The organism is Desnuesiella massiliensis, from assembly GCF_001403615.1.
In the GTDB taxonomy this organism is placed as follows: domain Bacteria; phylum Bacillota; class Clostridia; order Clostridiales; family Clostridiaceae; genus Desnuesiella; species Desnuesiella massiliensis.
The window spans coordinates 350,991-372,105 of record NZ_LN879455.1; the positions used below are offsets into that span (position 1 = coordinate 350,991).

Annotated in this window: 24 protein-coding genes and 1 pseudogene; 24 read left to right on the forward strand and 1 reads right to left on the reverse strand. The window is 36.1% G+C overall.

Translation table 11 applies throughout. The annotated features are described in order from the left end of the window. Nucleotides 1-191 precede the first annotated feature (191 nt). The 7 genes and pseudogenes from BN2665_RS27560 (at nt 192) to BN2665_RS08395 (ending at nt 4,005) form a co-directional block, all read left to right on the forward strand. Entirely contained in the window at nt 192-368 is a 177-nt protein-coding gene (locus tag BN2665_RS27560; protein WP_242865925.1) for an MGMT family protein, read from the forward strand. Further along, entirely contained in the window at nt 361-1,062 is a 702-nt protein-coding gene (locus BN2665_RS08375; RefSeq protein ID WP_154674901.1) for a heterodisulfide reductase-related iron-sulfur binding cluster, read from the forward strand. The genes BN2665_RS27560 and BN2665_RS08375 overlap by 8 nt, the downstream gene beginning before the upstream one ends. Before the next feature lie 14 nt (nt 1,063-1,076). Beyond that, the gene (locus tag BN2665_RS27950) at nt 1,077-1,241 is read left to right on the forward strand and encodes a hypothetical protein (RefSeq protein ID WP_207643683.1); all 165 of its coding nucleotides are present in this window, start codon (nt 1,077-1,079) and stop codon (nt 1,239-1,241) included. Beyond that, nucleotides 1,235-1,504, forward strand: a pseudogene (locus BN2665_RS26685) (aminoglycoside 6-adenylyltransferase); the annotation flags it as partial. The gene BN2665_RS27950 and the pseudogene BN2665_RS26685, both read left to right, overlap by 7 nt. A 75-nt stretch (nt 1,505-1,579) precedes the next feature. After that, the gene (gene ant(9) / locus BN2665_RS08385; RefSeq protein ID WP_154674918.1) at nt 1,580-2,350 is read left to right on the forward strand and encodes an aminoglycoside nucleotidyltransferase ANT(9); all 771 of its coding nucleotides are present in this window, start codon (nt 1,580-1,582) and stop codon (nt 2,348-2,350) included. Between the two features lie 520 nt (nt 2,351-2,870). After that, on the forward strand, nt 2,871-3,458 hold the full coding sequence (locus BN2665_RS08390; RefSeq protein WP_242865926.1) for a chromate transporter: 588 nt from the start codon (nt 2,871-2,873) through the stop codon (nt 3,456-3,458). Continuing rightward, a complete protein-coding gene (locus tag BN2665_RS08395; RefSeq protein ID WP_055666665.1) occupies nt 3,430-4,005 on the forward strand; it encodes a chromate transporter in 576 nt (191 codons plus the stop codon). Before BN2665_RS08390 ends, BN2665_RS08395 begins: the two co-directional genes overlap by 29 nt. Here BN2665_RS08395 and BN2665_RS08400 read toward each other — a convergent pair. Then, nucleotides 3,979-4,845 (reverse strand): LysR family transcriptional regulator, encoded by an 867-nt coding sequence (locus BN2665_RS08400; protein WP_055666666.1) that lies wholly within the window; start codon nt 4,843-4,845, stop codon nt 3,979-3,981. The two genes, BN2665_RS08395 and BN2665_RS08400, sit on opposite strands and share 27 nt — an antisense overlap. 265 nt (nt 4,846-5,110) lie before the next feature. Between BN2665_RS08400 and BN2665_RS08405 the strand changes: the two genes are divergently transcribed. The 17 genes from BN2665_RS08405 to BN2665_RS08490 all read left to right on the forward strand — a co-directional run bounded on the left by BN2665_RS08405 (nt 5,111) and on the right by BN2665_RS08490 (nt 21,104). Further along, the gene (locus BN2665_RS08405; RefSeq protein ID WP_055666667.1) at nt 5,111-5,893 is read left to right on the forward strand and encodes an ABC transporter ATP-binding protein; all 783 of its coding nucleotides are present in this window, start codon (nt 5,111-5,113) and stop codon (nt 5,891-5,893) included. Further along, a complete protein-coding gene (locus tag BN2665_RS08410) occupies nt 5,883-7,946 on the forward strand; it encodes an FtsX-like permease family protein (RefSeq protein ID WP_055666668.1) in 2,064 nt (687 codons plus the stop codon). Before BN2665_RS08405 ends, BN2665_RS08410 begins: the two co-directional genes overlap by 11 nt. Before the next feature lie 11 nt (nt 7,947-7,957). Beyond that, nucleotides 7,958-8,635 (forward strand): response regulator transcription factor, encoded by a 678-nt coding sequence (locus BN2665_RS08415; RefSeq protein WP_154674902.1) that lies wholly within the window; start codon nt 7,958-7,960, stop codon nt 8,633-8,635. Then, on the forward strand, nt 8,632-9,663 hold the full coding sequence (locus BN2665_RS08420; RefSeq protein WP_055666670.1) for a sensor histidine kinase: 1,032 nt from the start codon (nt 8,632-8,634) through the stop codon (nt 9,661-9,663). Before BN2665_RS08415 ends, BN2665_RS08420 begins: the two co-directional genes overlap by 4 nt. 280 nt (nt 9,664-9,943) lie before the next feature. Beyond that, a complete protein-coding gene (locus BN2665_RS08425) occupies nt 9,944-10,330 on the forward strand; it encodes a BlaI/MecI/CopY family transcriptional regulator (protein ID WP_055666671.1) in 387 nt (128 codons plus the stop codon). After that, nucleotides 10,327-11,301 carry a M56 family metallopeptidase gene (locus tag BN2665_RS08430; RefSeq protein ID WP_055666672.1) on the forward strand — a complete coding sequence of 325 codons (975 nt, stop codon included), beginning with the start codon at nt 10,327-10,329 and terminating at the stop codon, nt 11,299-11,301. Before BN2665_RS08425 ends, BN2665_RS08430 begins: the two co-directional genes overlap by 4 nt. Beyond that, entirely contained in the window at nt 11,270-12,133 is an 864-nt protein-coding gene (locus BN2665_RS08435) for an ABC transporter ATP-binding protein (RefSeq protein WP_055666673.1), read from the forward strand. The genes BN2665_RS08430 and BN2665_RS08435 overlap by 32 nt, the downstream gene beginning before the upstream one ends. Beyond that, nucleotides 12,134-12,880, forward strand: a complete 747-nt coding sequence (locus tag BN2665_RS08440) for an ABC transporter permease (RefSeq protein WP_055666674.1) — start codon at nt 12,134-12,136, stop codon at nt 12,878-12,880. A gap of 876 nt (nt 12,881-13,756) precedes the next feature. Beyond that, the gene (locus BN2665_RS08450) at nt 13,757-14,560 is read left to right on the forward strand and encodes a flavodoxin family protein (protein WP_055666676.1); all 804 of its coding nucleotides are present in this window, start codon (nt 13,757-13,759) and stop codon (nt 14,558-14,560) included. Then, complete coding sequence (locus BN2665_RS08455; protein ID WP_055666677.1) at nt 14,561-15,136, forward strand: TetR/AcrR family transcriptional regulator; 576 nt, start codon at nt 14,561-14,563, stop codon at nt 15,134-15,136. A 94-nt stretch (nt 15,137-15,230) separates the two neighbouring features. Then, nucleotides 15,231-15,707, forward strand: coding sequence for a flavodoxin domain-containing protein (locus tag BN2665_RS08460; protein ID WP_055666678.1), 477 nt, complete (start codon nt 15,231-15,233; stop codon nt 15,705-15,707). Nucleotides 15,708-15,938: 231 nt separating this feature from the next. Next, nucleotides 15,939-16,607, forward strand: coding sequence for a TetR/AcrR family transcriptional regulator (locus BN2665_RS08465; protein ID WP_055666679.1), 669 nt, complete (start codon nt 15,939-15,941; stop codon nt 16,605-16,607). Continuing rightward, the gene (locus BN2665_RS08470; protein WP_055666680.1) at nt 16,604-17,803 is read left to right on the forward strand and encodes an Acg family FMN-binding oxidoreductase; all 1,200 of its coding nucleotides are present in this window, start codon (nt 16,604-16,606) and stop codon (nt 17,801-17,803) included. The genes BN2665_RS08465 and BN2665_RS08470 overlap by 4 nt, the downstream gene beginning before the upstream one ends. A gap of 179 nt (nt 17,804-17,982) precedes the next feature. Then, complete coding sequence (locus tag BN2665_RS08475) at nt 17,983-18,747, forward strand: MerR family transcriptional regulator (protein ID WP_341452626.1); 765 nt, start codon at nt 17,983-17,985, stop codon at nt 18,745-18,747. An 88-nt stretch (nt 18,748-18,835) separates the two neighbouring features. Further along, nucleotides 18,836-19,570: an ABC transporter ATP-binding protein gene (locus BN2665_RS08480; protein WP_055666682.1), complete on the forward strand. Its 735-nt coding sequence runs from the start codon at nt 18,836-18,838 to the stop codon at nt 19,568-19,570. Next, complete coding sequence (locus BN2665_RS08485; protein WP_055666683.1) at nt 19,557-20,300, forward strand: ABC transporter permease; 744 nt, start codon at nt 19,557-19,559, stop codon at nt 20,298-20,300. Before BN2665_RS08480 ends, BN2665_RS08485 begins: the two co-directional genes overlap by 14 nt. 426 nt (nt 20,301-20,726) lie before the next feature. Further along, complete coding sequence (locus BN2665_RS08490) at nt 20,727-21,104, forward strand: helix-turn-helix domain-containing protein (RefSeq protein WP_055666684.1); 378 nt, start codon at nt 20,727-20,729, stop codon at nt 21,102-21,104. Nucleotides 21,105-21,115 lie beyond the last annotated feature (11 nt).

Consider the following 21,115-nt stretch of genomic DNA (forward strand, 5'->3'; position numbering starts at 1 on the left):
CCATATGAACTTCAAGGTACAGATTTTCAGAAAAAAGTGTGGGATGCTCTTTGTCAGTGTCCTGGTAAACTAAAGTTGTAACGGTTGTGTCAAAAGTGATAAAATAAGGATCACAAGGAGAGATTAAAAATGGCGAGTTACAACGAAGAAACAAAAGGTAGCGGAGGCGGTGAACAGTCCGAAAGCAACCCGTGCAGTGGGCATGGCAGACAATAAAAATTCAACCAATTACAATCGCTGTTCCGTGTCAACGGGTAATCGGAACATACGGCAAATTTATTGGCTATGCAGGTGGCCTTTACATGAAAAAAGCTCTGCTGAAACTTGAAAAACAGGGCGATATACTAGGAGGATTAGTAAGTGGATGACATTCGGATTCCGAGCATTAAAATTTCTAACATTGATACGAAAAAATGTTATTTCAACCCAGGTTGTGCATTAAGTATTTACAAACCTGAATCTGGACATAAAATACTGGATGTGCTTAATAAATATTTTGGATCGGTGAAGATTCACAGCATTTGCTGCCATCATGATCCACAGCTGCCTCACGGATCTACTATCATTAATAACTGCGCAGGCTGTGACAGAAGATTTCGTTCCTTATATGAAGGGATACGAACAATTTCTTTGTGGGAAGTATTGGATAGCATCGAAAATCTGCCTTTACCGGATTATACCGGACTGATAGTTTCGGTACAAGACTCTTGTTCATACCGACCCAAGCCGCAGGTCCATGAAGCAGTCAGAAGCATTTTGAGGAAAATGAATATAGAAATTATTGACTCTAAATTCAGTGGGATAAAATCAATCTGCTGTGGTGATAATTTTTATCCACAGTTGCCAATCGAAAAAGTTACAGAACTGCAGAAAAAGCGTGCCTCCCAGATGCCTTGTCAGGATGTTGTGGTCTATTGCGTTTCCTGCATTAAATCCATGACTATCGGCGGAAAAACTCCGCATCACATGGTGGATCTTGTTTTGAATGAAGAAACCGAACCGCAGGAGACTAGAATTGATGTGTTTCATGATGCGCTGAATCTATACATTAATGAGCATTAATTATAATTCGGATTATGAGTATAATTGCTGCTTCTTCTGTCGTAGGTGTTGATATTTCTCATAAAATGCTGAGGGTAGCAAAAGATAAAACCCATTTTCCACAGATTAAAGGTAGTAGATATTCCGAGGATGGAGGACGAAATGCGCCGTCCCATGATGCTGATTGTATCTGCAAGTAGAAAACAAGGATAGAAGTTATGTAAAGAAACCTACCATGAGGAAATACGATGACTGTTGCAATGAATTTTGGAATGTAACAACCTATGCTGTTAAAGGCTTGTGCCGTAAAGAGATACTGTTTGCGATTGATCACCTGAACCAGATTCTACGGCATGAAATACTTGGATTTGTTTATCCTGAGTATGATAAAAATATAACAAGATATACGAAAGACTTATATAATCAATACTTCGGAACGGAAGGAAATGGAACAAAGATTTGATTAAGGATGCAATAGAATTTCATAAAGATGCTCTATTTTTTGATGAAAGGAGATAACAATTTGAAGGGCAATTCGATGAAGAAAATACCAAAGGAAACAATTCAAGCAATTGAAATGATAGAGGAGTTGCTTGATGGTTTATTAGTTGGGGTTTATTTATATGGTTCTGCAGTAATGGGAGGATTACGTATTAATAGTGATGTAGATATTTTGGTGGTCACAAATAATATATTATCTGAAGAAATTCGAAGAGAGCTTACACAAAAATTAATACTTGTATCTGGGAAGGTAGGAAATACAAATGCTATAAGACCACTTGAAGTTACGGTTATCAATAAAAATGATATGCTTCCTTGGCATTTTCCGCCTAAATATGAATTTATGTATGGGGAGTGGCTAAGAGAACAGTTTGAAAAAGGAGAAATTCCTAGACGAACTTATGACCCTGATTTAGCGATTCTTTTAAAGCAAGCGATAATGAATAGCATTCCGCTTGTCGGACCGAATATATCAGATATTCTAGAACCTGTACCAATAACAGACATTCGAAAGGCTATCAAAGAGTCTTTACCTGGATTAATGGCGGATATAAAAGGAGACGAGCGCAATGTCATTTTAACGTTAGCCAGAATGTGGTTGACAGCCTCTACCGGTGAAATTAGCTCAAAGGATCAGGCAGCAGAATGGGCCATCCCTCAATTACCCATTGAACAAGCAGCTTTACTCGACATAGCCAGAAAAGCTTATCTAGGAGAATGTATTGATAAGTGGGAAGGGCTGGAGTCCGAGGTAGCTTCACTCATTAATCATATGAAAAAGTCTATAGAGTCTTGTATTAATATCTAAGTACCTTTTTGAATAGCGTTGATTATGAAAAAGGTTGAATTGTTTGTGCATTATTGTCGATGATTGCTTCGATATATTCCCCCCATACCACGGTTTCTTAAAAAACAGTCAAAAACCGATTGATATGTTCCCATCTACCGATAGTGCCAAAACTGCTGTGGATATGTTTCCGCTTACCGACAGCTCGAAAGACATTCATACTATCCTCTCGAGCCACGTGGAGACAGTGGTAAAGATAGTAAAGAAATAGGCTGATTTCAAAGACTTTGAAGGATTTTAATTGAATATTGAAGTGTGTTTTATATTCCCTTGAACTTAGTTTGAGGGAACTTTTATATTCATATCTTGGGTAATAATTTATGCCAGTTATTGATCTGTTTTACGACTTGGTCAATACTAAGCAATCCTCCTATTTTCAAATTATATATAACATTTTATTATATATATCATAATAAATATATATTTTACTTATTAACCATCAGTTGATAAACTGATCTTGTAAAGGAGAGGAGAGATGTATATGAAAGAAAATAGACTTTGGAAACTTTTTATTTCAACCTTCACTTTAAGCGCATTCACATTTGGTGGCGGGTTTGTAATTGTTTCTCTATATAAGAAGAAATTTGTTGAAGAGTTAAATTGGCTAGATGAAGATGAAATGTTGGATATTTCTGCTATTGCGCAATCAAGTCCAGGTCCTATTCCAGTGAATGCAAGTGTAATTTTAGGATATAGAATCCATGGTATCTTAGGAAGTATAGTTGCCATATTAGGTACAATAATTCCGCCTTTTGTTATTATTTCACTCATTTCAATTTTCTATAAAGAATTTAAGAATAGCCAGATAATTTCAACTGCTTTACAAGTAATGCGAGCTGGAGTAGCTGCTGTAATTTTAGATGTAGTTGTTAATTTGGGGAAAAATGTAGTTAAAATGAAGAAGGTTCTGTACATAATTGTTATGATAGTTGCTTTTATAGCAGCCTATTTCTTTAAACTTAGTGCTATGTATATCATATTTATTTGTTTAGGAATTGGACTTATTACTGTACTTTTGGACTATAGAAAGGAGAAACGCAATGGAACTTCTATGGACTCTATTCATTAGTTTTATACAAGTAGGTTTATTTAGTGTTGGTGGGGGATATGCAGCAATTCCGCTTATTCAAGAACAAGTGGTTAACACTCATAAATTGCTAACCATGGCTGAGTTTACAGATTTAATTACAATTGCTGAGATGACCCCAGGGCCAATTTCAATCAATTCAGCCACATTTGTTGGACAAAGAGTATATGGTACTTTAGGGGCGGTAATATGCACCCTTGGATGTATTCTTCCTGCATTTATCATTTGTTTAATTCTTGCTTACTTTTATTATAAATACAGGAATTTTTCCGGAGTTCAAACAGTATTAGGAGCTCTTAGACCTGCTGTTGTGGCCTTAATTGGTAGTGCAGGTGTTTCAATTTTAGTCCTTGCATTATTTAATACTGATTTTAATAACATAGTTCTTAGCAGATTTAGATGGCTTGAATTTATACTATTTATTGGTGGATTTATAATTCTTAGAAAGTATAAAGTCAATGCGGTAAGTATTATTATAGGAACAGGTATTGTTGGTACTGCTCTACAATTTATTATTAATGTAATCTAAAATTTGAGATATAATTGGATCTTTATCATGATTTCTGTTATAAATATATCTTATTGAACGTGGACAGCTATAATCAGCAAAGTTTAATTGTTTTAAACTTTGCTTTTTTAGTGCTTCTTCAGCAGCTATTTTAGAAATAATAGCAAAACCATATTGATTTTCAACAGCTTGTATAATCGTTTCTAAATTTGTTGCTCTAAAAACCACTTGAGGATAAATCTTTCTTTCATTCATGTCAATTTCAAATTGATTTCTATAATGGCTTCCCTCTTCGCGAGAAACCCAAGGTAATAGTTCCAAATCTGATAAACTTTTAATATTATTATCAAGAGGATAGTCATAACTAAGTATAGCTATTAACTCATCCTCTAAAATTTCAACTTGAATTATATTTTTTGAATTAACTTTACCTTCAACAATAGCAATATCAATTCTATTATTCAATATTAGCTTTTCTATTTCTGCAGTATTGTTAATCACCACTTCAAACTCTATATTTTGCATCAAAGATTTCAACTTTTTAAGATATCCGTTTAATAAGTATTGCCCAACTGTAACACTAGCACCAATACGAATTATCTTGTTTTGGTTAAACATTGCTTCATTCATTTCTTTAAAATCGGCCATTACTTTTCGTGCATATTTTTCTAATTTTATCCCTTCAGGGGTTAAATAGAGTCTTTTAGAAACACGATTAAATAATCTTGTTGAATAGTAATTCTCTAAATCCTTAATCATGAGCGAAATGTTCGGTTGTGTAGTGAAAAGTCTATTAGCTGCAGCAGACATTGTTTTATGATCAACAACAGCTAAAAAGACTTCTAATAATTTTATATTCATAGTTTAACCTCCATATGCTCGTTTCAATGTCATACCTATTTTATCACAATTCAATAAAAAATGTAATTGATTTAATTGGCTTAAAATGCAATGTCATGCCACTATATTCTGCCTTAAATAAGATTAGCTCTTCTTCAATTTAATATCTTTTAACAACATTTCATAAGTTCAAACAGAGCATTATAAACCTTACAACAACTGTAAGTATCAACCGGTAAATTTATAATGTATAGTATTAATAGGGAAAAGTAAGGGAGGATATGATATGAAAATTTCAGATAAACTGCTTCAAGTTCAGGAAGTACATAAGACATATGGTAAGGGACAAAGTGAAACCGCTGCGTTAAAGGGAATTACTTTTGATGTTTTTCCAGGAGAATTTCTTGGAATCATGGGTGCAAGTGGGTCAGGCAAGACCACATTGCTTAATTGCATTGCAACGATGCTTAAACCGACCTCAGGACAAGTTTCCTTGGAGGGACAGAATATTTCCTCATTTAGAGGAGCCCAGCTAGCAAAATATCGAGGGAGTAAAATTGGTTATCTATTTCAGGAATTTGAGTTATTAGATAACTTAACTGCTAGAGAAAATATTATTTTGCCGTTGTCTATACATGGAGAGAGTGTTAAAATGCAAGAAGCACAACTTCAAAAATTAGCGAAGCAATTTGATATTGAGGAGGTATTAAATAAATTTCCTTCTCAAATGTCAGGAGGTCAGAAGCAGAGAGTTGCAGCAGCAAGAGCGTTAATCTCCAATCCAAGCATTGTATTAGCAGATGAGCCAACTGGTGCCTTGGATACGAAAAATGCAAAAATCTTGATGGAAAAACTATCTTCCATCAGTCAGACAGATGGGGCTACGATTTTGATGGTTACTCACGATGCTAATGCAGCAAGCTTTTGCTCAAGAATCTTATTCATCCAAGACGGGGTTATTTTTCATGAGCTTCGAAAGAAAGTGCCTGGAGAAACTAGGAATTCCTTCTATGAACGCATCTTAACTGTTATGGCACAGTTGGGAGGAGGCAGTACCAATGTTCTTTGATTTCATCAAACGAAATAGTCGTAAGATCCGAAAAGAAAATGAGGTTTATTTTGCCTCGTTAGTTATTTCTATTGTTGCTTTTTATGTGATCCTTTCCCTTGGAGAACAGGATGTTATGATGTATCTAAAGACCATTGAGAGTGATGCGGTAGCAAAGCTTTTGTTAATGATTCCGGTGTTCTATGCCGTCTCGCTGTTCTTCGTATTTTTTCTGGTTTATTTTGCGAACAGATATCAATTACAACGTCGTAGTCATGAATTTGGAATCTATTTGATGATGGGGATGAAGCGAAGCAAGTTGTTCGCTATGATTATGGGGGAAACATTGTGGAATGGTTTAGTGGCCTTGTTCATTGGAATTCCAGTTTCCTTATTTTTAACAGAACTAATTAGTCTGGCAACCTCTAAACTTATTGGAATGAGTATCATTGGTCATAAGTTTCGTATCTCCTGGATGGGTCTAGGATTAACGGTATTTGGTTTCATTATGGTACAATTATTAGCAGTGTTTATTCTTAGTTTGAGAATGAGCAGCAAGGAACCTGTGGATTTGCTAAATGAGCAGAAGGAAAAAGTACAAAGAATTCCTTCGTATGCATGGGGCGTGTTTAGTTTGCTGCTTGGAGCAGTTTTGTTATGTGCAGCTTATGTGTTGGCAGTTTTATATTTGCGTAGTCTTGATGTTCTAATGTTTGCATTAATACTGCTCATAGGCATCAGTGGGACTTTTATGCTGTTTCGCGGATTGGGAAGTTTGATTGGAGGATGGATAAAAAGTAAAAGTAGTTCTTCTACCGGATTATTTATATTTACAGGAAGACAGCTTCAAGAGAATGTTCTACATCAATGGGGTTCTCTTGCTATATCATCACTGCTAATTCTTATGGCCATGGTTTGTTTTGCTTATGGTATTTCTACAACTTTAGATCGAGGTGCAGCATCCAGAAGAACAGCAGATTTTACTCTTGAAGGTTCGGAAAAAGAAATTGCTTCAGTACTGGCCTCTGATAAATTAAGGCCCTATGTAAAGGATTATTATCTCATGAAACTTAATCATTTAAGGACACCTTATGCAGGTATGCCTGAAAATACTATAGCACACACTTTTTCTTGGGAAGAATTGGAAGAAGCGGTTTCGAGAGAAAAAAATTCAGAGGAAAAAGAAAATCTACTAAGGGATTTATCTTCTCGAGGTGCTCCTTATTTAATTTCTCTTTCTAGTTATAATGCACTGCTTAAGTCTATAAACAAGCCTGCCATTGTGCTGGGAGCTAATGAAGTTGCAATATATTCTAATGAGGAGTTTTCATTCTCCCATGATGTATTGAGGAAGGCATTGCGATGGAATCCAACAGTTGGTATCGATGAAAAACAATACAAATTGACATCAACACTATATACAAGCAATCTTGTTGCAGATCGAGCCATCACTATTTCCTATGCTTTGATTGTTCACGATGATATGTACAATGCTTTGGTTGGAAATTCGAGAGATTCATTACTCTGGAATATGGTTCTAGATTCTGATTTTGTTAGAGAAAAGGGGTTGATGCAAGCCATGCATCAAGTAGATGAGCTGCTCAATACATTTGGCTTAAAATATGAAAGCTATCTTACTAGCATGGGAAGACAGTTGTTTTATATAGTGGCAGGAAGTTATACCACACTTTATTTAGGTGTGATGTTCCTTATCATTGCAAACACAGTGTTAGGATTGAAGTTTCTTATGCAGCAAAGAAGTACAAGACATAGGTATTTCACATTATCTATGTTAGGTGCAAGTGTAAAATCCCTGTGTTCATCAGCAAGGATACAAATTTGGTGGTATTTCGGTTTGGCCATTGCTGTAGCATTGATTAGTTCTATTTTTGGTATTTGGTCCATGCTAGGATCTTTCCTGAGAATTCCGAAGACATCAAACTTAAACCTTACCAGCATTACTTTGATGGTAGGAAGTGCACTTATTGTCTTTATAGTTTTTGAACTTTGCTATATATGGATGATCCAGCGGAAGAGTGATGAGGAAATCAAGAAATTAAATGAGATTCGATAGGGGGTGAGAACGTGGAAAGGATAGTCATTGTTGAGGACGACGTCTTTCTACGTGCAGAGTTACAAAGTATATTAGAGAAAGAGGGATACTCTGTAGAGTGTATCTCTTCTTTTGATACCGTTTTGGAAGATATTGCTTCAGCTTCTCCTTCGTTAATTGTGTTAGATTTGAATTTGCCAAAGCTTTCTGGATTCGATATTTGTCGTGGGCTTAAGGCTAGAGGAATTGGTCCTATTTTGGTGCTGACTTCACGTAATCAACTTCGTGATGAGCTGCATGCATTAGATTTAGGTGCAGATGATTATTTAACGAAACCATGTCATCCTAAACGTCTGATTGCTAGAATTCAAAAGCTGATTCATATCTATGCAAATATGCGTGTTCTGCTAGATGCTGGTGATTTTCAGTTAGATGAGAATGCAAATGTATTATATGTTGGTGAGCATTCTGTTTCATTATCGGAAAATGAGGGAATTATTATGAAGGCCTTGCTAAAAGCTGCTCCTTTAGTAGTAAAAAAAGAGGAGCTTTTTAGCCTGCTGTGGGGGAGTAGCGACTATGTTGATGAGAACATATTACAAGTAAATATGACCAGATTACGTAAGACCCTAGATGAAGTTGGATTGACTAATCGAATCAGGACTGTCAGAGGGATTGGTTATCAATTACAAGGAGGTGAACGCCAATGAAGCCAAGAGATTGGATTAATGTTCTAAAGGAATCACGTCCTTGGATATCATTAATTTGTATTAGTGATGCTTTTTTTATTTTTATGGCTTGGTTAGCATATCCGGAAACATTCGGACTCCTAGTTGGTATCATGGTTATTTTTTCTGTAGTCAGTATTGTCTTTGGCATGTCACTTGTTTGGAAAAGGAAGGAGAAACAAGACAAAGCCTTCTATGATTTCCTTCGTGAACCCTCACCGGAACATGAAGCTCATTTGGTAGAACACATTGGTGAATCTCGTAAGGGAAAAGTGAGTTATCTAGCTAATAAGTTACGGATGCTAAATGACCAATTAGAGGATGCCAAGCTTCAATCCATAGAATATGAAGAATTTATTGAAAGTTGGGTTCATGAGATAAAGACACCTATTTCTTTGGCAACGTTGATTTTGGAAAATCGTAAAGAAGAAATGTCGGAGCTAGTGCATCAAAGACTTGAACATGTAAGAATTAATATCAGTGATGATGTTGAACAGATATTATTTTATGCAAGATTGCAGGCATCGCATGTTGACTATCGCTTAGAGAGAGTCTCGTTGAATCTTTGCTATGAAGATATACTGTTGGAACTCCAGGCATTACTGACGGAAAAAGAAGTTTCAGTTATTTCTCAGATGGAAGATGTCCCAATTGTGTCGGATAAAAAGGCACTTCGGTTCATTTTTACGCAAATATTCGTTAATGCAGTGAAATACTCCAAGGAAGAAGTAGAGAGCTTTATCTGGTTAAAAACTGGTCTTGATAGTATAAACAATCGGTATTATTTAAGGATTTCTGATAATGGCATTGGGGTGCTTACTTCCGATCTTCCTTTCATTTTTGACAAAGGATTTACAGGAGATAACCTTAACCGAAGCCAGTCTACTGGAATTGGATTGTATCTTGTAAAGAAACTATGCGATGAATTACAGATTGAAATTGAAGTTGAGTCTGAGTATGAAAAAGGGTTTGCAATTCAATTACTATTTCCCTTAGTTGAGGACCTGTGAGTTTTGATGCCTAAACAGTGAGGCTAGAGAAGAAGTAGACTGATATCAAAGTCTTTAAAAATTTTTAAATAAATATCAAAGTGAGTTTTTATGCTCCTCCAGGCTTATAGTTTGGTGGAGCTTTTTTATTGCGGTATTTACACCTTTTATGTAGAAATAATAAAGAGTTATGTAATAAGATAATAGGTATGGTAAATTTTACATTTATATATTGACAAGTGTAGTTTAATAAAATATACTAAAACTACACTTGTAGTTATAAGTTTGAAAGGAGAATAAAATGTTAAACAAAAATATATCCATTTCTGAATCTGAATGGGAGGTAATGAAAGTGTTGTGGGAAAAATCTCCTCAAACACTTATGCAGATTACTGAACAGTTGAAAAATAAAAACTGGAGCACAACAACCATTCAAACATATCTCTCACGACTTGTAAAAAAGGGTGCTTTGGAGACAAAGCAGCAGGGAAAAGGCTTCTTATATTCGCCTACTATACCTGAACAAAAATGTAAAATTGAAGAGAGTAAAAGCTTTCTTAGTAGAGTCTTCAATGGTTCTATCAGTAGCATGGTGACAAGCTTTATTCATAGTGATAGCATTTCCGAAGATGAACTGGCCAAGTTAAAAGAAATCGTTGAAAAATACGAAAGGGATAAGAAAAAATGATTGCTGATATATTTTATATAGTACTGTTTGTGACGGCCTTTGGAAGCATTGCTTGGCTATTTGTCATGTTCTCGCAAAATATTCTTAAAGTAATACTGCCCTTTTCCATTTGTTCTGCCATGGTTCTGCTATTTGCTTTACCTACGGTTATACCTGGGGTTTTCATTATTGCGCCTAATACGCAGTGGCTTGATAAATTTATTATTGCCTCAACTGTGTGGGCAGCCTTATTTTCAGTATTCTTTATCTTTATGATAGTAAAGGCTTTTATCACTATACTTGCAATAAAAAGGTTTCCTTTATGTGCAGATGAGAAAATACTGAACAAAGTTAAAAGGCTTAGCGGAGCTCTTCATATAAGAAAACTTCCAGAGGTTCGGTTTGGTACATTGAAGCAACCAGCTTGCGCGGCTTCTATATTTTTTCCAAAAGTCATATTGAACGAGCACATTATAGATAATTTGTCAGATGAAGAACTTGATATAATTTTATTACATGAATTGGTTCATATAAAGCGAAAGCATTTATTAATGCAGAGAGTCTTTGACCTTATATGCTGTTTCCATTGGTTTAACCCAATCTGTTGGCTTGCACAACATGAGTATTATCTTTCCTGTGAACTAGATTGTGACCAAAAGACTATTGCAATGATACAGGGATCCGACTCCTGTGCATATGCAAATACCATGATTAAATTAATGCAATTTTCCGTTTTAGGGAAAAAACAGACGATCAAAAACACAGGCTTATTGGACTTTATTCATACAAAGAGACGACTTGCTTTCATGTTGTCACAACCTTTATGGGTAACTAAAGCAGCTGCAGTTATTATTGCCTTAATCATTTTTTTAGGTGCCATAGGCCTTTCCATTGCGGGGTCAAGAGGATACTTTCACCCTTATCCTGCCAATCAAACTCAAACGAAATGGAGTGAAACAAGTGAATACTATACAAATAAGCAATGTTACTAAAGAATATAAAAATAACGTGAAAGGACTTGAAAATGTTAGCTTTTCAATAGGTTCCGGTGTTTTTGGATTGCTAGGACATAACGGTGCTGGAAAAACAACTCTTATGAAAGCAATGGCAACCATAATCAAGCCTACAAGGGGCAATATTGTTATAAATGGTATGGATAGTATAAAAGATGGTGATGGTGTTCGAAAAATCATAGGATATCTACCGCAGGAACTCACTATGTATCCAAATCTTACAGCCTTTGATTTTGTAAGTTATATGGCAGAATTAAAAGGCATATCAAATAAAGCGGAAGTCTTAAATGCTCTGGAACAGGTGGATATGCAGGAATTTAAAAAACGGAAAATTAGCCAGCTTTCAGGTGGTATGAAACGCCGTATAGGCATTGCTCAAGCCATTGTGGGAAGTCCTAGGATACTTATCGTCGATGAACCAACGGCTGGACTTGACCCCACTGAAAGAGTTCGATTTCGAGGCGTTATTTCCCGTTATGCTAAAGACGGAAACACAGTTATTTTATCAACGCATATAGTAGAAGACGTTTATCAACTTTGTGAAAATCTAGCAATTCTTAGAAAAGGAAAGCTATTTTTTGCAGGAGCATCCAGAGAACTCACTAGCCAAGTGCGTAACAGGGTTAAGGTTCTTGAGATAACTGATGAATCAGAGCTTATTGATATACAGAAAAAGGCGGTGGTTATATCCACTACATATGAAAAAAAACATATTAATGTCAGGTTGCTGGATGAGCAAGGTATATTCACAGCCAAACCCGTTTCTGAAACATTGGAGGATGCTTATATATATTGTATGGGGGGAAGCTAAATGAGTAGAGTGTTTACCATTGCTAAATATGAGTTTAAAATGCAGTTTGGGAAAGTTGGATTTTGGTTGATACTTATTATAGCAACAGCCTTGGCACTAATCGATAACTTCCCATCCGCTGCTAATTTAAACCGCCTGCCGCAACTTATAAAGCAGGGATATGTTGTATCAAGACTTTTACCTCAGCCAGGTGTCATACTTTTGTTTGGATTTGTATTTTTAATAGCTAATCAAATTTGTGGTGATGTAAAAAAAGGTATTGATGAAATTTTTATGGTTAAACCTTTAAGTCGATCTCAATATGTATTTGGTAAGTTTTTCGGAAATTTTATCTTTGTAATCTTGCTTTTTGTCATATACCTTGCAATAAATGGTTTTGCTCAGGCTGTCTGGACTCCAGGTAATTTTGTTGTTTATCCATATATAATTGCTTTTATTTGCGTTATAATTCCTGCATCAATATTCGTAGTAGGCTGTTCATTAGCATTTCCTATTCTCATAGATATACGATTTTTTTATGCCCTTTTTTCTACATATTTTATGTGGAACCTAATAATCACACCAGACGGTGATAAACTTCCATTCTATTTACTCCTTAGCGGTGATTTAACTAAGCTTTTATACAACTATGGACTTGCTGAACCTTCTTCTTTTAAAATACTTTTTAATGCAGCCTTTCTTGTGATTACTGGAATCTTAAGCCTTTTACTACTTCTTCCACTGGGGCGGTTTTGGAGGGAAAAATAATGTTTAATTATTTGTCATTTGAGAACAAAATCACTGGTACTAATATATATTGGATTTCCACATTGATTGTAGGCATGTTTTTAGTCACCTTTATTATGGGAGGTAACCTTATCAACTGGTATTATCTTGGATTTGAGATATTATTTCCGTTTTATGCTGCAATTGGAGTTACTCAATGGTGTAAAACACGTTCTGATGAAATATTTGACCTTATAAAAGCACAGTCCAAATCCTTATTCAAATGGGTGCTGGTACGCTATATTTTTATACTTTGTATAATAAGTGCTTTTGTTATATCAGCAATGTTTATAATCCACGTAATAAAGCCTTCAGTTACATTAATAGAATTGTTTATTGTGTATATTTCCACAGCCTTTAGTCTTTCTTCTTTTGGATTATTATGCTCATTTGTTTTTAAAAGTCAGTACACCTCTACAGCTATGTGCGGAGTCTTTTGGTTATCCTCGCTACTGGCAAAAAGTATGATCCGATATAAATTCTTCAGTTATTTTTATCTGTTTATAAGGTTTGCCAACACACAAAACCCTATATGGTTTATTAACAAATTTTTATTAGTTGTTATGGGGATAGGGATTTGGATAATTATATACTTCATGTGTGTGAAAAGGTATATGATTTAAGGATATTGTATGATAATGGCATGGGATGGCAGACGGCATCTAATCTGGGCTATATTGACTATCAATAGTATCGATAGTTATTTGGAGGACCATGTATATAATTGTGACATAGTATTATAGTGAATATAAAAAATAATAAAGCTTGACGATTAATTTGGCTAATGATAAAATATGAATGAATAAAACTTTATTCATTCACTTTGCTTGAATTAATTGAATGGGATGGGTGTCTCAAATGAAAAAGGTTACCGCGTTTATTGGAAGTGCTCGAAAGCAAGCAACTTATGAAGCAGTCCGTGAATTTGAGAAAAATTTAAAATCATACACGGAAATAGACTTCGAGTATGTTTTCTTAAAAGATTATAGTCTTGAATATTGCAGGGGCTGCAAACTCTGCTTTGACAAAGGAGAAGAATATTGCCCCATACGAGATGACCGAGATTTGCTGATTGAGAAGATAGCCGACTCCAATGGAGTTATTTTTGCCACCCCCAATTATTCATTTCATGTATCGGCATCAATGAAAAATTTATTTGATCGGCTTGCTTTTATTTTCCATCGGCCGCGTTTTTTCGGAAAGACCTTCACATCTATAGTAACTCAGGGTATTTTCGGGGGAGGCTCTATAGTGAAGTACCTTAGCAATATGGGAGAAAACTTTGGTTTTAGGATTGTAAAGGGATGTACCCTAAAAACCCTTGAGCCGATAACAGAGGCTGTGCAGAAAAAGAATATGCTTGAAATCAAAAAGGCGGCCGCGAGATTTTACGACGAACTTATGCGTACTACCCTTCCATCTCCGTCCTTTTTTAGGCTTATGATGTTTCGGATGTCCCGTACAAGTATGAGGTCAATGCTTAATAATACGTACCTGGACTATCGGTATTATGAAGAAAAAGGTTGGTTTGATTCAACTTATTATTACGATATTTCATTAGATCCTATTAAAAGTCTGGCAGGCCGAATTTTTGATTGTATGGGGAAGTTGATGTCTAGGCAAAATTGTCAGGATAGTGCGCAGAGAGAGGAGGAAAAATAATTGAAGAATACTAAAGCAGATATATTTCAGTGCGGAAAAGAACTGTTCAGCAAGAAAGGATTCAAAGAAACAAATATTTCTAATATAACAAAAGCTGTAGGAATAGGAACAGGAACTTTTTATAATTACTACTCCTCTAAAGAGGAACTTTTCATGGAAATATATATGGCAGAAAACGAAGAGCTTAAGAAAAGTATTTTAAAATCAATTGACCCTAATGCTGATCCCTTGTATTTAGTCAGAGAATTATTATTATTGAACTTAAAAGGCATGAATTCGAATCCAATCTTGAAGGAGTGGTATAATAAGGACGTGTTCAACAAAATAGAGCAGCATTTCCGTGAAGAAAAGGGATTGGAAAGTCTTGATTTTATGTATAGCGGCTTTTTGGAATTTGTAAAAAAATGGCAAGCTGATGGAAAAATGAGGAAAGACATTGACAGCGAGCTAATTATGGCTATTTTCACAGCAATCATTACCATCGAAACCCATAAAGAGGAAATAGGCCTTCGTTATTTCCCGCAAATTATAGATTATCTGACGGAGTTTACGATAAAAGGCCTTACCGATTGCTAAAAATAATATAGTGATTAAAATTACGAGAGATGATATAGCTTTTTGAAATCAATAGAAAACGCTAACTAAATAATTGTGTAGGAGGAATTGGAAAATGAGTACGTTAATTGCATATGCAACCAAATACGGATTTACAAAAACATGCGCTGAGATGCTTGCAAAAAAGCTTGATGAAAAGACCGACATCTGTGACTTAAGCAGCGATCGCCCCAATCTGGCACAATATGATAAGGTTATCATTGGCGGTTCGATCTATGCGGGGAGAATACGAAAACCGGTAGCTCGTTTCTGCATGGAAAATCTCAATGCCCTGAAGAGTAAAAAGCTTGGCTTTTTTATATGCGGAATGGCCGACGGGGACGATGCTCAGAAGCAGCTGGAGTCTTCTTTCCCACGAGAACTGCTGTCCTCCGCCGTTGCAAAGGAGTCCTTTGGCGGAGAGTATGATTTTAAAAAGATGAATTTTCTGGAGCGTTTTATAATTAAAAGGATTTCCGGCTCGGACAAGAATCAGTGCCGCATCATGAAAGAAAACATTACCCGCTTTGTCGATCAGATGAAAAACGGTTAAAACTGCAACTGGGCTCTTTAGTTTTATGGATATAGGACAGGTACATCCCTTATTGTAATATGAATATTACAATAAGGAGGTGTATTTTTTTATGACAAGAGTATAGCATGTATACCACAGATTAGCGCAATACAAAAGTGTGCTTATTGACATAAGAAAATATATATTATACAATAAAGTAAACTATTAGTTTACTTTATAACACTAAGATGAATTTGAGAGGTGTAGCTGTTGGGAATCATTGAACGCAAAGGAAAAGAAAAGGAAATCAGAAGAAACGATATTATTGAAGCAGCAGAAAGAATCTTTTTTACAAAGGGATATGACAATGCCACCATGGATGATGTGGCCAAAGAGGCTGAGTTTAGCAAGAGAACAGTGTATGTCTATTTCAACAGTAAGGAGCAGATCTATTTTGAAATTATGACAAGGGGATACAGGCTGCTAATTGGTATGCTGAAGGATAATGCACAAAAAGAAAAAGCTTGCAACGCCATAGAGGAAATGAGGCAAATTTCTTTGACACTCTATCAGTTCAGCAAGGATTATCCAAAATATTTTGAGGCAATTATGGAATATGAAAACGGTGAATTGGATTTTCAAAAAGGGATTCCGGATCAATCGAGAGAAGAATGCTATACACTTGGAGAGGAAATACTAGGGCATTTGACCGGAGCACTGGAAAAGGGTATTGCAGAAGGTTCCATCCGCGGTGATTTGGATGTCGTAACAACAGCTCTTGCTTTATGGGCCTGTACGATTGGCGTTTTTAATACCGCAAAGAAAAAGGAGAATTATATTAAGAATTATCACAGGACGACACCGGAGGAATTGATATCAGCAGCTTTTGAACTTATCATCAGATCAATACAAACTGAAAATGGAGGAAATCATAGATGAGTAAAAGGACGGTGAAGAAAACGATGACTATTATTCTTTCATGCTTTGGAGCTTTATTAATCATAGCTTTTGCATCCTTATTCATCATAAGTGGTATTTTTGAGTCGCCAAAGTACATGGAACCTTGGCAAAAGACCTACTCACAAAAATTTAATGATCTAAGAATACGTCTTGTGTCTCACGGGGTACTAGCTGCCAATGGCCATAATATGCAGCCTTGGAAAATCCGGCTCGACAAAGATGATCCCATGGTATTTTACTTATACGCCGACAGTGACCTCTTAACAAAAGAGGTAGATCCTTTTGCACGTCAAATGATGATTACTCAAGGCACATTTTTGGAGTATGTCAATATTGCCGGAGATCAATTAGGATATAATACTGCAGTGGAGTTGTTCCCGGAGGGCGGCTATGATGAGCAAAAACTGTTGGAGAGCATGAAAACTAAACCGGTGGCGAAAATCACGCTTACGAAAGGCAAGCCTCAAAGCAGCCCGCTTTATGATTTTATGTTTTTATCGGATACAAACAGGGCGGCGTACCAGTCAACCAAGTTAATCCCTGAACAGGTAAAACAGTTGGAAAACATCAATGGTGATGTCAATAGATCCATAAAGATTTTTCAGGATAAAGAAACTATGGACAAATTGGGGAGCTATGCAATGAAGGGGGCGGTAATCGAAGCAGGTGTAAACCGCGTTATGCAGGAGTCGGAAAATATCTTCCGCACTAACGAGCACCAAAAAAATAAATACCGCTATGGCTTTTCTGTTGAAGGACAGGGTACTTCCGGGATCATGCGCCATCTCATGCAGGGCTTGGTTACGCTCTTTCCTTCGATGAACAGTGGCAAAGCTTCCTCGGAGCTTTTTATTAAATCTACCCGTACATCCGTGGACAATACACCAGCTTATGCCATGATTATTACGGATGACAACAGTCGTATAAGCCAGGTTAAAAGCGGTATGTTTTACAGCAGACTAATACTGGAAGCTCACCGTATGGGCTTTGCTATGCAACCCCTCAGCCAGGTTCTGGAGGAATACCCGGAAATGAAAGAACTCTACAGTAGCATTCACCGGGACTATGCTTCTGGTGGAGGTACCATCCAGATGCTTGTACGCTTGGGCAAGCCCACAAAAGAAGCATCGCGAAGCATGAGACGCGATGTGATGGAACTAATAGTGAAAGAATAAAGTTGCTATGCGAAAACTAAAAGGAAAAATTTAGATTAAAAACCTTACTATTTTAACGGTAATCAGTTTTTTTCACGTTATAAACTAGTGACTGTGCTAAAAATGGTTAATAAACTCTCCACTATAACACCATACTTTAAAGGTGTGTTATGATAAAGGTCAATGGAGGTGAAAATATGATAGGAAATAAGTATAAGACAGCGGAAGTAGCAAAAATAGTTGGTGTTCATCCTAATACAGTGCGTCTTTATGAAAAGTATCAATTAATTCCTAAACCAGAAAGACAGGAAAATGGCTATCGTGTTTTTACTGATTTGCATATTGAACAGTTCAAATTAGCAAGGGCTGTACTAAAAGTTGAGGTATTACAAAATGGCTTACGCAAAAAAGCTGTTGATATTATTAAAATTTCTGCTACAAAAAATTTTGATGTGGCTATTAGTCACACGGAAAGCTATCTATCACAGATTAGAGTAGAGAAACAGAATGCGGAAGAAGCAATTGAAATTGTAAAACAGATATTATCTGCCTCACATCATACAGGAGAAGCAGGACATTTATCTCTTACAAGAAAGCAGACAGCCGAATATTTACAGATTACAATGGATATTTTAAGAAATTGGGAATTAAATGGTCTTATTACAATAAAGCGAAGGCAAAATGGTTATCGAGTTTATACGGATGATGATATCATGCGCCTAAAAATTATCCGCTCTTTGAGGTGTGCTAATTATTCTCTGTCAGCCATTTTACGAATGCTGTCCGCCATTTCCCAGGATCCAAGTGTTAATATCAGAGAAGTAATTGATACTCCTAAACATGATGATGATATTATTTCTGTATGCGATAAACTACTTACTTCATTACAGGAGGCTGAAAGTAATGCTCTTCATGTAATGGCTCAGTTAAAAAAGATGAAAAAGCGATTTAAAAACTTTTCATAATTCAACTAAATAAAACCCTACATTTTTCCACCAGACTATGTTCTGGTGGTATTATTTTACATGTACAAAATGTAAGGAGGTTTGGAAAATGGAAGTGACAATTAAAGTTGATAAGTTATGTAAGACTTACGCAGGAATACCTGCAGTTGAAAATCTTAAATTTCAGGTTACACGAGGTGAGGTATTTGGTTTGATTGGTGCTAACGGAGCAGGAAAGAGCACTACCATTGAGTGCATACTAGGTACGAAAAAATCAGATAGCGGAACAGTATCTATTTTGGGAATGAATCCCCATAGGGAGCGAAAAAAGCTTTTCGAGAGAGTTGGTGTTCAATTTCAGGAGGCAAACTATCAAGACAAAATAACCGTCACTGAGCTTTGCCAGGAAACATATTGCCTTTATAAAAGACCTGCCGATTATGAAGCTTTGCTAAAGCAGTTCGGTCTGGAAAACAAAGCAAAAAATATGGTGAATGAATTGTCAGGAGGACAAAAACAAAGGTTGTTTATTGTGCTTGCACTGATCTCAAATCCAGAGGTTGTGTTCTTGGATGAATTAACAACAGGTCTTGACACAAAAGCAAGGAGAAGTGTATGGAATAGCTTGTTGGAATTGAAGAGTAGAGGCTTAACCATATTTTTGACCTCTCATTTTATGGACGAGGTAGAAATCTTATGTGACAGGATAGGTATTTTGAAAAATGGAAGCCTGATTTTCTGCGGAACGGTACAGAAAGCCATTGAGGCCAGTCCTTATGAGAAATTAGAAGATGCATACCTTTGGTATACAGGTGAGGAGGAATTAGAAAATGAAAACATTTAGTACCATGGTTAAAACAGAGCTTAAACTATCCCTGCGGGGAATGGACATGTTTATTTTTGCACTATGTATGCCAGTGGTGTTGGTTATTATCCTCGGTATCATATACGGCAATAGGCCTGCCTTTGATGGGGCAGAATACACCTTTTTAGAGCAGTCCTTTGGAGCTGTTTCCACTATTGCTATATGCGCAGGAGGAGTTATGGGACTTCCGTTAGTCATATCGGATTATCGAAACAAGAAAATTTTGAAACGGTTTAAGGTTACTCCAATAAGCCCAGCTCTGATTTTAGCTGTACAGGTAACAATTTATATGCTTTACTCAGTAGTCTCTCTTATTCTTGTTTATGCTGTTGCATCACTCTTTTTCCAGTTCCAATTTGCTGGCTCACTGCTGCAATTCTTAGCATCATACCTGCTAGTGATGCTTTCCATGTTCAGTCTTGGTATGATGGTAGGCGGAGTTTCACCAGATATAAAAACCGCCAGCGTAATTGCTAGTGTTTTGTACTTCCCTATGCTTATTTTTTCAGGAGCAACTTTGCCCTATGAAGTAATGCCATCTGCACTTCAAAAGGTAGCTGATTTTATGCCATTAACGCAGGGAATAAAGTTGTTGAAAGCAACCTCGCTGGGTTTGCCTGCTACAGATGTACTATTTTCAATTATTGTAATAGCTTTTATAGCAGCCATTTGTATTGGAATTTCTATTCGTTTTTTTAAATGGGAATAAGAGAGAGAAAAAAGTGGTGGGTATAAAGGAAACCTCTCATAAGGATGTTTTCTGCCCCTAAGATTTGCCACAGGATATTTTGTAAATATCCTGTGTTACTTTTACATTCAGTTGTATGGTCGTGTATGGTTCCATTTAGCCTCTTTTCTTCCGTGAGTAATCATAGCGCTCACGAAATGAATTGTCAAGATCATTCAAATGAATTTCTCATCGGTTACGAAAAATGGGCACAAGTGCTATACTGAATTAGAAAAATAATCTTCCGTTTCTTAGTTTAAGGTATGGGACGAGTAAAGCTTATATAATCTAAAGAAATACAGTTGGAAAGCCACTTTAACACAAATGTTAAGTTTGGTTGACAAGATTCCACGCACGATTGGTTTCAGTGATATACTAAAAATTGATATAGTAATACGAGGTGATAAAATGAGTTTTGGAGAAAATCTATTAGTCTTACGAAAAGGAAAAAATATGTCACAAGATGAACTTGGCGGACAGCTTAATGTTTCAAGACAAACCATATCAAAATGGGAACTTAATGAAACTACTCCTGAAATGGAAAAGCTAATATTGTTGTCGGAGTTTTTTCATGTGTCTATTGATGAATTAATCAAAGGACAAAAGCCTGAACCTAAAATAGAAAATGACAGCATTGGAAGCAAGGTTACAAAAACGAAAAAGACAACTCGTGATATAATTTTTCTTGCACTAAAAATTGTCGGCATAGCAGTTGGTACATTCTTGCTTGTTGATATAATCGTAATGGTAATATATTTTGCGACAAACGGTTTTCCACCATTATAATTTGTGGAGGA